The sequence below is a fragment of the Pareuzebyella sediminis genome, assembly GCF_008367235.1.
Lineage (GTDB): Bacteria > Bacteroidota > Bacteroidia > Flavobacteriales > Flavobacteriaceae > Pareuzebyella > Pareuzebyella sediminis.
In genome coordinates this window covers 717,809-729,260 of record NZ_VTZS01000002.1, presented here as the reverse complement: position 1 = coordinate 729,260, position 11,452 = coordinate 717,809, and the positions used below count along the sequence as shown (strand labels likewise).

Genomic DNA, 11,452 nt, shown 5'->3' with positions numbered 1-11,452 from the left:
GTCGTTCAACAAAACTAGAAATCGTTTGCATCAATAAAATTACGAAAGCTCCTTAAGCTGGGGATCCAAAAAAACACGGAATACCTCATCTGAATCTTTTAGGTACCGAAATCCCTCATGTAAGTTGCTCTGCGCAACCGAATAAGGATAAAAACTAATAGGTTCGATACATAACATATTAGAGACTTCAGTCCATAACATAAAATGTCCAAAACCTTCGGTTCTAATATGAAGCTCTTTTAAATCCTTTAGTAGAATCTCTTGACAATCGGGCACCTCAAGTGCCCTACTCCCCGCACTTAATATCTCAGCTAGGGAAATCTCTTTTGAATGGGCCACAATAATGGGGCTGTTCGTATATATTTTGAAGGCAGGATGATATCCCAACATAAAGGGCATATCCCGTTCCCCAGAAACGATGAAGGTAATTTCCAATCCATTTTCGCTTATTTCAAAATGTTTCCGAAATTCAAAATCATAAGTGAAAAATAAGAACTTCTTATTCGATTTTTCAGGATATTTAGAATTCGTCACAGGCGCTCCAGCCTTATACGTTTTTCTATAAGTAGCGGAGGTTTCCGTTTTTGAAAGAAGCTCGTAATCAAGTTCGCGCAAGAGCCCATGCTGATCTTGAACTGCAATATCCCGCGGTGTTTGCACCTGAAATCCGGCCGCTGCAGTAGGTCCTATAATTGGAAACATTTCGGTATCAGAATTTCGCCATCCGGCACTTCCTTTTTGATGGATGTATTCATGGCCGCTGACTTTGTAGCCTATAAGTTCCCCTCCATCGATTTTTACGCTTTGATTTTGATAATTAAGTGTAAGCATATCATTAACATTTCAAATTATTACGATCGGTTCTTTTACCCATTGATCGAATTACAAAGCGATGATCTGGGCACTACTTGTACCAGAATAAGTAATGAACTTAAAATTTAGCAGAAAAATGGTAAAGACCAAACTAGAAAATAATCTAACTTTTGAGCCCATAAGTAATTCATCATTTTAGAAATTCATTTTAACGCATCCGCTCGTCGTCGAACACCTTACCTACCGCGACTACCGTGATCATGAAATAGTACCACCACCAGGGCTTCTTTTGTAAAATTACTTTTCAATTGAAGTACTCCCTTAATAGCCTCAGCCGCAGAATTATCTTCGAACATGGCCTCTTTTTTATACCAGTTTCCGGGTATATGTTGCAGCATCATTGTCCGTTACTTTGGTAAACTATCAATAATATTAAAAGTAACATTTTCGGGCAAAATATCCTCTCCTATACCTTCCGTGATGTAAGGGTAAATTTCCCGCTCGTAGAATACTCCGGTTTCGTGATATTTTTTAAAGATGGAGCCATAGCCATCTACCCCCCAAATTTTAATATTTGAATTCTTTAACTTCAAAAACTTACCTATACCAGATATGGTACCGCCTGTACCTAACCCGGCCACAAAGTGCGGAACTTTGCCCTCTGTCTGTTCCCAGATCACAGAACCTGTATCCGCAAAATGGGATTGATTGTTCGATGGATTATCATATTTATTGACATACCAGGCACTCGGTATTTATTCGTACAAACGTTTTGCGGTCTCATAGTAGCTGTTCTAGTCCATTGGATTTCCAACGGCTACTCGAATTGAATGGCCTTGACCGGTGTTATCTTGGTAATAATATATGAGGGTAAAATCAGCATGAGCAAACAAAGTAATAAAACGCCCACATTCAAAGTCAATACGGTAATTAAATCGATATGCACGGGCACATACTCAATATAGTATTCCCTTGGATTCGGAAACTTCAAATATCTAAATTTGTTTTGCAGCCATATGGCACCCAGACCCAAAAAATTACCCCAAAAAAGTCCGATTACAATCAAGTAAGCGGCATTATAAAGAAATAACTTTCGAATACTCCAGTTTGCCGACCCAAGAGCCTTCAGAATACCTATCATCTGTGTACGTTCTAAGATCAGAACCAGAAGCGCGGTAATCATATTAAAACCGCAAACGATAATTACTATTCCGATAATCAGAAAAATATTAAAGTCGAAAAGACCGATCCATTCAAATATTTTATAATATTTATCAATTATTGTACTCGTATCAAGTGTAGGAGGGGTAGATTCATATATCGCTATACTCTTTTCGTCAATTTTATCAAAGTCATCCAAGAATACCTCAAAATTACCTATTTGGTCTTCCTTCCATTTGTTCATGCGTTGTATGTGCCGAATGTCGGTAAAAAGATACAGTGCGTCAAATTCTTCAAATCCGCTATCATATAAACCTGTGATCGTAAATTTTCGCTGATTTGGAAGATTTTCGACATTTTCATCCTTCAAAAAAAAAGCGAAAAAACTATCCCCTGTCTTGAACTTTAATCGTTTTGCCATCAATCGTGACATCAAAACTTGATCGTTCAATGGCCCGTTGTAATCGGGCAAATCGCCCTCGACCAGATACTCCTTAAAAACAGACCAATTGTAGTCACTACCGACACCCTTTGCAATAATACCTTCGAAGGTATCCTCGGTACGAATTATGCCCCCTTTACTTGCTACTGCCTGGATATGTGAAATACCGTCGACAGTCTCGAATTTTGGATAAAAATTCTGTTCTTTAGAAACAGGGGTCACCGAAACCCCAGACGCATTGTTATCATAGTTCGAAATCTGAATATGCCCATTAAAAGCAGCGACCTTTTCGCGTATTTTATACTTTAGCCCCACGCCTGTGGCAATAGCCACCAACATCATGATCACACCTAATGCAATTGCGGTAATTGCTATTTTTATTATTGGTGCGGAAATACTAATTTTATGCCCTTCGCCCTTAATAAGGCGCTTGGCCAAAAAATATTCAAAATTCAATCTATGGCTTTTTTTAAGGTGTATAAAAGTACAGTTTTCATTTGGTTTTTGGTCTTGGTCGCCTGCGGAAACCAAGAAAATAAGGGTAAAATTATCGCAAGCCATAAAGCTCCTGCTGTGATTCCCCACCTTTTAAAACAAGTGGTGGTGGCCGCTAATAGAACGGATAAATATGTACCGTTGTTAAAGGGCAAGAAAGTCGGCGTCGTCGCCAACCAGACCAGTGTACTTTTCAAGAATGCCGAAATGAGTGGTCCGACCTCCTCTTTGTACGTACACTTGGTCGATTCATTGCTATCTTTAAATGTGGAAATAAAAACGGTTTTCGCCCCTGAACATGGGTTCCGGGGAGAAGCGGATGCAGGTGAAAAAGTGAGTGATGGCGTCGACGCCAAAACCGGGTTACCCCTTATTTCACTATATGGCAAAAACAGAAAACCATCGACGGAACAACTACAAGACCTCGATATTGTGGTTTTTGACATACAAGATGTCGGGGTACGGTTTTACACGTACATAGCTACCCTGCAGCTTGTTATGGAAGCCTGCGCCGAAAACGATATTCCCATGCTTGTTTTAGACCGGCCGAACCCAAATGGACATTATGTTGACGGGCCGACCATGGAAGCCGCACATACCGGTTTTCTCGGGTTGACCGAAATACCCCTAGTATACGGCATGACCATCGGGGAATATGCAAGAATGATCAATGAAGAAAAGTGGCTCAGCTCCCAAAAAAAAGCAGATTTAAAAATCATACGGCTAGAGAACTATACACATGACACCCCTTATAGTCTAGTGGTGAGACCTTCTCCAAACCTGCCCAATGATACGTCCGTCAACCTTTATCCCAGCTTAGGACTTTTCGAGGGCACGAACATCAACGCAGGTAGAGGAACCGAAAGACAATTTCAACGTTATGGCGCCTCGTTTCTCGATAGTACACAATACAGCTTTAGTTATGTTCCAGCGCCCAATTTCGGGTCTAAACATCCTAAAGAAGAGGGTAAAAAATGTTTTGGAAAAGACTTATCCGACTTTCCCAGAATTAGTGAAGTTTCCTTGAAATGGCTTATCGATGCCTATTCCAATGCTCTTAATAAGGCCGAGGTATTCAATACAAGTGGTTTCACCAAACATGCAGGTACCGAAAAACTACAAAAGCAAATCGAAGCGGGACTTTCTGAGGAAGAAATCAAACAGACTTGGCAAAACGACCTTGGCACGTTCAACCAGATACGGGAAAAGTATTTATTGTATCCTTAATCGTACCAGGATGAAAAAGGCTGTCCAGCAGCACTATGATACACAATCAATTTAATCTAAAGAACTAGGTTTTCTATACTTGTGAAACGGCTGTTTGATCAGTCCCGTAAGACTCCCGTTCTCTTCAGGATCGGGAAAAGTGTCTACTCCATAAATAATGGCCTCGCGATCATATTGACGATAGGTTCCGAAAAGACGGTCCCATAGAGAAAAAATATTTCCGTAATTACTATCGGTATAAGGTAACCTATAATGGTGATGTACTTTATGCATATCAGGGGATACCAGAATCCAACTTAAAGTTTTGTCCCATCCAGCCGGCAACTTAATGTTCGCATGTGTAAACTGGGCGGCTACGACCGATAAAGACTGATAGAGCATTAGAATTCCGATAGGTGTTCCAATACTAAAAACCCCGATCAGCGTAAAAAAGAATCGGACCATACTTTCCAACGGATGATGCCGGTTTGCGGTAGTCGTATCGACATGGTGGTCGGTGTGATGTACCAAGTGAACCATCCAAAGCAATTTCACCTTGTGTTCGACAAGATGTGGAAGATAGGCCCCGATTAAATCTAAAAAAAGCACCCCAAGCACTATATGTAGCCATAGCGGCATGGTAGGCAACCAGTTTAATATGCCGAAATCGTATGCCGCAGTCCAATCTGCTGTTTTCACTAATAAAAATGCCAAAGCAAAGTTCACTAAGACGGTTGTTAGGGTAAAAAAAAGATTGGGTCCCGCATGTTTCCATTTTTTATACTTGAACTTAAACAGTGGTACGGCTCCTTCCAAAATCCAAAAGAACGTTATGCCCCCTACCAAGATCAACGATCGATGCGATGAGGGAATAGTCTCAAAGTAGGAAAGTATCGATTCCATCCCCTAAAGATATAAAAGTAGAGGACCATTTAGCGAAGGTGAACTAAGGTCTTTTAAATTTTATTTTCAAGGACCTATCTAAGTTCTATTCTCTTTTTCATGGCCTCAACAATATTGAAGGCGGCTGGGCAGATGGCCACATTTTTAAGTGTAAGTTGTGAAATTTGCTGGAATTTTTTTCTATTGGTATGCGGAAATTCTCGGCATGCCTTCGGACGTACCTCATAAATCGAACAATAGTTGTCAGCCCCTAAAAAAGAGCAGGGTAAGTGTTGTAGCACATAGTCGTTATCTTCATCCACTTGAAGATAGCTTTCTATGAAACCCTGTGGCTTTACACGTAAGAATTTGGCAATACGCTCAATATCGGCCTTGGTGAACAATGGGCCTGTTGTCTTACAGCAGTTTGCGCACTTCAGGCAATCGGTACGTTCAAATTCAGCCTCGTGCAATTCTTGCATGATGTAGTCAAGATTTTTCGGTGGTTTCTTTTTGAGCTTCGAAAAAAACGTTCTGTTATCTTGGTGTTTTTCCCTTGCCCGTTGTGGAAGCTTGGCTATATCGTCAATCATAACTGTCTATTTAAGCATTCAAAACTACACAAGATATCGATAAAAAAATCCATTTTTGTACCCTTAAACAAATCAGATGGATGATTTATTCGGGTCGGCTTTACTGGATTATCAACAGGGAGGTTATAGTGAAGATATCACAATCTATTCCTCACTTGATGAAGAGGATGAACTTTCAGTACCTTATCTTTTTAGGAATTTCGACGGTATGCCAAAGCTTGAGCAGAAGGCCTTGTCCCTTTGCAAGGGAAAGGTCTTAGATATTGGCGCGGGTGCCGGAAGTCATAGCCTCTTTCTGCAAAAAAAAGGCTATGACGTTACTGCGCTAGACTATTCAAAAGGGGCCGTGAACACCTGTATGCTTAGAGGAATTAAGAATACGGTGCATGCCGATATATATCATTTCGAAAATGAAAAATTTGACACTTTACTCCTGCTAATGAACGGCATCGGTATAGTTGGAGAAATGAACAAACTAGGCGTTTTTTTTCAGCGCATGAAGTCTCTGTTAAATCATGACGGCCAAATACTTCTGGATTCTAGCGACATTATTTACATGTTCGAAAAAGACGATGATGGTGGATACTGGGTTCCAGATACCGGAGCATACTACGGGGAAGTCGAATTCTATATGGAATATAGGAACCAAAAAAGCAACCCTTTTAAATGGCTATACATAGATTATCGTACATTGCAATTCGAGGCTCGCGCCAATGGCCTTAATTGTGAACTTGTACAGCATGGTGAACATTACGATTACTTGGCAAGATTATGGCCCTCTTAATACGGTTGGCTCAATTTTTGCGTTACATTCATAGAGATAAAAAGAATCGAATGGAAAAAATCAAAAAATCTATTCTCCTATTGTTTTTGGTGTTCTTGGGATGCTCCAAAAGTTCGGTTGAAAATCCCGACAAAACCCCAAAGGCGGTCGATAAAACCGCGAATCTATTGGGTACCGGTCAATCGGCCCGTGATCTTCTATCCAACGACAAATTTTCAAAATTGAAAATAGAAATCGGTTATGTCGACGGATTTCGGCCTACACAGGAAGCTATAGGTGCTTTCGTTGACTTTCTGAATCAACGTACTTTTAAGGAAAGTATCGAAGTAGTCTACAACCGACTTGAGTCACCTGGCGAGGAAAGCCTTACAGTCGATAAGATATCCGATCTTGAAGAAGACAACAGAACCATTTATAATGAGGGTGATACCATGGCCGTATTTATCTATTTTTCAGATGCACCTGCCGAGGGTGACGATGAAGATGAAGGCCTGGTTACCTTAGGAGCGGTCTACCGCAACACCTCTATGATCATTCATGAGGTCACCGTACGCAAATTGGCAGGGCAGAGCATATTTATTTCCAATGCCCAAGTCGAACTTGCTACCCTGAACCATGAATTCGGTCACTTATTCGGGTTGGTCAATTTGGGAACAGACCCGATCAACGACCATGAAGATGTAGAAAGGGACACGAATGGCGACCCTGTAATCGACGGTGACGGTAACACAACAGGCAATAGCCATTGCTCTGTTGATGGGTGCCTAATGCGGGCACAACTGCAATTCGGCGGCCCTTCAAGTAAGGCTGCTTCACTCTTAGAGAAATCGGGAAACTCGTTAGACGTTGCCTGCGCACTAAGCGGTCAAAGCGTGCTTAAAATGCTCGAACATCAAGCATCTAAAGGTATTTCGGCCCCACCTGGTCTAGATAGTGAATGTCTGTTAGACCTTGCCTCGCAAGGAGGTAGGTAACATATTCGTAACCTTAAGGTATATTCAAATATTTGTGGGTCTGCAACGACACCTTCCACTTAGGATTACGCATTACATAATCGACGATCCAAGGAGTTACCTTTTCACGCACGCTCCATTCCGGCTGTAAATATAAAATGCAGGAGTCATCCGTTTTTGCCGCCTGTTCTTCGGCAAATACAAAATCGTGTTTATTGTAAACAATAACTTTGAGTTCGTTGGCTACTCCATAAATTTGACTAGTAGGCAACTTATTTTTCTTAGGCGAGAGACAAATCCAATCCCAGGTACCAGTCAAGGGATACGCCCCGGAAGTTTCTATGTGGGTTTGGAGATTTTTTTCTTTCAGACCGTCGGTCAAGGGTTGCATGTTCCAAGTTAGGGGCTCACCCCCAGTTACTACGATGGTATTGGAATAGGTTGCGGCGTTCTCAACGATTTGTTCTATTGCAGTAGGCGGATGCGTTTCGGCATTCCAGCTTTCCTTGACATCGCACCAATGGCATCCCACATCACAACCGCCGATTCTGATAAAATAAGCTGCCGTCCCTTTATGATACCCTTCCCCTTGAATGGTGTAAAACTCCTCCATCAAGGGCAGCATTTCACCTGCATCGACGCGCTTCATGATATCCTTTTTTTTCATGGGGGCAAAGATATGCATTAACTTAAGTACTCGAGACCTGGCCCCATAATTTCTTATTTCCTCCCGTTGAGCACATTACCTTTGTTCTAATTTTTTGTCATAAATTGCCGCGATTCTCAAGACCAAACCCACCAGAAATCATGAAATATGTTTATTTTTTGCTCTTCCTCGGTATCGTATTCGGCTGTAAGGACGGGCAAGAGTCGGCATTTGGATCGGACATATCGGAAGACCCTGCAAACATTAGCAAAGGAAAGACCCTATTTGCCCAACATTGCAGTGCTTGCCATAATTTTAAGAATACCGGTATAGGTCCAGCTTTAGGTGGAATAACGACCGAAGTATCTACAGAATGGCTAAAAAAAATGATAACCGATGCCAGTGCGCTTCTTGCTGCGAACGATTCTAGAGCAACAACATTGAAAGAGCGCTTCATGACCGTTATGCCCAGCTTTACGAACTTAGACTCTACCGAACTAAATGCCTTATTGGCCTACATGCATACCAAAAAAAAGAATTCCATAAAAGGTGTAGACCAACCCGGTGCTTTGACCGATCCGATACCGAACCAAATCTCTTTCGATTCTATCCCAATTACCATTCAATATTTGGCTCAAGTACCCGCAAGCAGTGAGAAATCGCCTTTGGCCCGTATCAATAAAATAGGTTGCGAACCCAATAGTGGCAGACTCTTCACGAATGATCTTAGAGGTATACTCTATGAAATTACAGATACTGTAGCCAAGCCTTTTTTCAATTTAAGGGAAAGGCAACCACATTTTATCAGTGAGCCGGGGCTGGCCACTGGCTTTGGGAGCTTTGCCTTTCACCCCGATTTTGAACGCAACGGCCTACTGTATACCACCCATACCGAACCTAAGGGAACGGCCACCCCAGACTTTACCTATGCCGATTCTATACCCAAGCGCTTGCAGTGGGTATTGAAGGAATGGAAAGTAGAAGATTTTCAAACCCCAAAAATTGCGATAAAATCACGAGAGCTACTGCGCATAGATTTTTACGGAACCATTCACGGCATGCAAGAGATTGCCTTTAACCCCGACGCGAATAGACAATCAATAGATTATGGCAAACTATACATAGGTCTAGGCGATGGATCGAGCGTTGAAAATGGCCATAAAGAAATCGCTCATCACCATGGCAATGGGGTGTGGAGTAGCATATTGCGCATCGACCCCTTAGGCAACAATTCATCGAATAACATGTATGGCATACCCGAAGACAATCCCTTTGCAAAGCATCGCGAAAAGATCGGGGAAGTTTGGGCCTATGGCTTTCGCAATCCAAACCGGTTATCCTGGGATGGGGACGGAGCTCTTTACGCTACCGATATCGGCCACAACAATATCGAAGAACTAAATCGTATTCTTCCCGGCCACTTTTATGGATGGCCTATTCGAGAAGGTACTTTCCTTCTAAATCCAGATCAGGCTATGGACAAACTATATCCACTGCCCGAAGACGATGAACAGAGTGGAGTTACCTATCCAGTCTTGCAATACGATCACTCTGAGGGGGCCGCCATTAGTGGAGGGTTTTTTGTCAAAAAAGGTTCGGATCCCCAAAGCTATATTTTCGGTGATATCCCCACGGGATACGTCTACAAGGGCGATGTGAACAGTGGCCGTATATACAGACTTAATGTATCCTTAAACGATACAATCAAAACGTTCGCCGCGATTTCAGGTGCGAAGAGGGTCGACCTTCGACTTGGAAGCGACTGTGCAGGTTCAGGGTATCTTTTTACCAAGGCCGATGGTAAAATCTATAAAATGATGGACTAAGTTTATCCTATGTAAAGGATAAGCGAAAAATGATTATGACAAAACCTAATCGAATTTCAGGTCAAGTTTCCCTATATAATTTTGATACTGGTAAAAACGGACTTTTCTATTGGGTAGAAATCTGCTATTTTTAACAAAAATTTTCAGATGGCGTCAAAAGAAGCGTTTTTCGACTTTATTAAAAAAGGATATGAAACCAAAGGCGATGCCATTGTCATGGGTGCGGCCATGCTTGAAGGCGAAGCCGTAACCAATGCTTTGGTAAAAATACCCTTAAAAACATTGAACCGCCACGGTCTCATCGCAGGAGCTACCGGAACTGGAAAAACAAAGACCTTACAAGTACTGGCAGAAAATCTATCGGACAAGGGCATACCCGTTTTGCTTATGGATCTCAAAGGTGATTTAAGCGGTATTGCCCAACCTAGTCCCGGACATCCCAAAATCGATGAACGGCACGAGAAAATAGGAATTCCCTTTGAACCGAAACGTTTTCCTATTGAAATATTATCGCTCTCGGAACAAGACGGGGTCAAGTTAAGGGCGACCGTATCCGAATTCGGGCCTATCCTATTGTCCCGAATCCTTGACCTAAGCGAAACACAGCAGGGCATTGTTGCGGTGATATTCAAATATTGTGATGATCACAAGTTACCCCTATTAGACCTGAAAGATTTTAAAAAGGTGCTGCAATATGCCACCGAGTCTGGTAAAGCGGAGTTCACTAAAGAATACGGACGCATCTCGACCAGTTCCACAGGTGCTATACTTAGAAAGATTATAGAACTCGAACAGCAAGGTGCCGATCTTTTCTTTGGAGAAAAGTCATTCGAAGTACATGACCTCACCCGAATCGATGAAAATGGAAAAGGGTTTATCAATATCATAAGGCTTACCGATATTCAAGATCGACCAAAACTATTCTCAACATTTATGCTGAGCCTTTTGGCAGAAATTTATAGTACTTTTCCTGAACAGGGGGATAGTGATAGACCAGAACTTGTTCTATTTATAGATGAGGCCCATCTGATTTTTGACGAAGCGTCGAAAGCCCTACTAGACCAGATTGAAAATATTGTAAAACTAATACGCTCCAAAGGTATAGGAATCTATTTCGTAACACAGAACCCAACCGATGTACCCAACGAAGTATTGGCACAACTCGGGCTTAAGGTTCAACATGCCCTTCGTGCTTTCACGGCTCGAGACCGTAAAGCGATCAAACTAACCGCCGAAAACTACCCAGAATCCGATTATTACGACACCAAAGAGGTGCTTACTTCCTTAGGTATCGGTGAAGCACTGATTTCGGCCCTGGACGAGAAAGGTCGGCCAACACCGCTGGCGGCTACCTTGCTCAGGGCTCCCATGAGCCGTATGGACGTTCTGACAGACGATGAATTAAAATCGGCCATAGATAGTTCGAAACTGGTAAAAAAATATAATGACGTGGTGGATCGCGAAAGTGCCTACGAAATTCTGAACGAGAAAATCGAGAAGGCCGAAGCAGCAGCACAAAACGAAAAAGAAAAACCAAGAACCACAAGTAGAAGAACAAGCACCCGCCAAAACCCTATCATCAAAGTGCTTACAAGCGCAACTTTCATCAGGGGGGTACTTGGCGTTCTTAAAAAAGTTATTCGTTAAAGTC

General features: G+C 42.1%; 10 protein-coding genes and 1 pseudogene. 5 read left to right on the top strand and 6 right to left on the bottom strand.

The window, feature by feature from the left end; genetic code table 11:
• Positions 1 to 39: 39 nt before the first annotated feature.
• From F2B13_RS09780 to F2B13_RS09770, 3 genes and pseudogenes are all read right to left on the bottom strand, one after another.
• Positions 40 to 831: an aldose epimerase family protein gene (locus F2B13_RS09780; protein ID WP_149304074.1), complete on the bottom strand. Its 792-nt coding sequence runs from the start codon at positions 829 to 831 to the stop codon at positions 40 to 42.
• A 190-nt stretch (positions 832 to 1,021) separates the two neighbouring features.
• Positions 1,022 to 1,604 (bottom strand): annotated as a pseudogene (locus tag F2B13_RS09775) (pyridoxal-phosphate dependent enzyme); the annotation flags it as partial.
• A gap of 26 nt (positions 1,605 to 1,630) precedes the next feature.
• Entirely contained in the window at positions 1,631 to 2,872 is a 1,242-nt protein-coding gene (locus F2B13_RS09770) for an ABC transporter permease (protein WP_149274896.1), read from the bottom strand.
• A 3-nt stretch (positions 2,873 to 2,875) separates the two neighbouring features.
• Between F2B13_RS09770 and F2B13_RS09765 the strand changes: the two genes are divergently transcribed.
• Entirely contained in the window at positions 2,876 to 4,138 is a 1,263-nt protein-coding gene (locus tag F2B13_RS09765) for an exo-beta-N-acetylmuramidase NamZ family protein (RefSeq protein WP_149274895.1), read from the top strand.
• 51 nt (positions 4,139 to 4,189) lie between these two features.
• Here the strand turns inward: F2B13_RS09765 and F2B13_RS09760 are convergent, their stop codons facing one another.
• Both F2B13_RS09760 and F2B13_RS09755 read right to left on the bottom strand, forming a co-directional pair.
• Positions 4,190 to 5,020 (bottom strand): sterol desaturase family protein, encoded by an 831-nt coding sequence (locus F2B13_RS09760; protein WP_149304073.1) that lies wholly within the window; start codon positions 5,018 to 5,020, stop codon positions 4,190 to 4,192.
• Between the two features lie 74 nt (positions 5,021 to 5,094).
• Positions 5,095 to 5,592 (bottom strand): YkgJ family cysteine cluster protein, encoded by a 498-nt coding sequence (locus F2B13_RS09755; RefSeq protein WP_149274893.1) that lies wholly within the window; start codon positions 5,590 to 5,592, stop codon positions 5,095 to 5,097.
• A 76-nt stretch (positions 5,593 to 5,668) separates the two neighbouring features.
• On the opposite strand from F2B13_RS09755, the gene F2B13_RS09750 reads away from it, so the two are divergent.
• Complete coding sequence (locus F2B13_RS09750; protein WP_149274892.1) at positions 5,669 to 6,376, top strand: class I SAM-dependent methyltransferase; 708 nt, start codon at positions 5,669 to 5,671, stop codon at positions 6,374 to 6,376.
• A 50-nt stretch (positions 6,377 to 6,426) separates the two neighbouring features.
• Positions 6,427 to 7,350 carry a hypothetical protein gene (locus F2B13_RS09745; RefSeq protein ID WP_149274891.1) on the top strand — a complete coding sequence of 308 codons (924 nt, stop codon included), beginning with the start codon at positions 6,427 to 6,429 and terminating at the stop codon, positions 7,348 to 7,350.
• A 13-nt stretch (positions 7,351 to 7,363) separates the two neighbouring features.
• Here the strand turns inward: F2B13_RS09745 and F2B13_RS09740 are convergent, their stop codons facing one another.
• Positions 7,364 to 7,996 carry a 7-carboxy-7-deazaguanine synthase QueE gene (locus F2B13_RS09740; protein ID WP_149274890.1) on the bottom strand — a complete coding sequence of 211 codons (633 nt, stop codon included), beginning with the start codon at positions 7,994 to 7,996 and terminating at the stop codon, positions 7,364 to 7,366.
• 140 nt (positions 7,997 to 8,136) lie between these two features.
• On the opposite strand from F2B13_RS09740, the gene F2B13_RS09735 reads away from it, so the two are divergent.
• Positions 8,137 to 9,801: a PQQ-dependent sugar dehydrogenase gene (locus tag F2B13_RS09735; protein ID WP_149274889.1), complete on the top strand. Its 1,665-nt coding sequence runs from the start codon at positions 8,137 to 8,139 to the stop codon at positions 9,799 to 9,801.
• A 147-nt stretch (positions 9,802 to 9,948) separates the two neighbouring features.
• The gene (locus F2B13_RS09730) at positions 9,949 to 11,448 is read left to right on the top strand and encodes a helicase HerA-like domain-containing protein (RefSeq protein WP_149304072.1); all 1,500 of its coding nucleotides are present in this window, start codon (positions 9,949 to 9,951) and stop codon (positions 11,446 to 11,448) included.
• Positions 11,449 to 11,452 lie beyond the last annotated feature (4 nt).

Excerpts from the sequence above, each read along its gene's own strand:
- F2B13_RS09755 (WP_149274893.1), bottom strand. The coding sequence starts at position 5,592 with ATGATTGACGATATAGCCAAGCTTCCACAACGGGCAAGGGAAAAACAC.
- F2B13_RS09740 (WP_149274890.1), bottom strand. The coding sequence starts at position 7,996 with ATGAAAAAAAAGGATATCATGAAGCGCGTCGATGCAGGTGAAATGCTG.
- F2B13_RS09745 (WP_149274891.1), top strand. The coding sequence starts at position 6,427 with ATGGAAAAAATCAAAAAATCTATTCTCCTATTGTTTTTGGTGTTCTTG.
- F2B13_RS09760 (WP_149304073.1), bottom strand. The coding sequence starts at position 5,020 with ATGGAATCGATACTTTCCTACTTTGAGACTATTCCCTCATCGCATCGA.
- F2B13_RS09780 (WP_149304074.1), bottom strand. The coding sequence starts at position 831 with ATGCTTACACTTAATTATCAAAATCAAAGCGTAAAAATCGATGGAGGG.
- F2B13_RS09750 (WP_149274892.1), top strand. The coding sequence starts at position 5,669 with ATGGATGATTTATTCGGGTCGGCTTTACTGGATTATCAACAGGGAGGT.
- F2B13_RS09735 (WP_149274889.1), top strand. The coding sequence starts at position 8,137 with ATGAAATATGTTTATTTTTTGCTCTTCCTCGGTATCGTATTCGGCTGT.
- F2B13_RS09730 (WP_149304072.1), top strand. The coding sequence starts at position 9,949 with ATGGCGTCAAAAGAAGCGTTTTTCGACTTTATTAAAAAAGGATATGAA.
- F2B13_RS09765 (WP_149274895.1), top strand. The coding sequence starts at position 2,876 with ATGGCTTTTTTTAAGGTGTATAAAAGTACAGTTTTCATTTGGTTTTTG.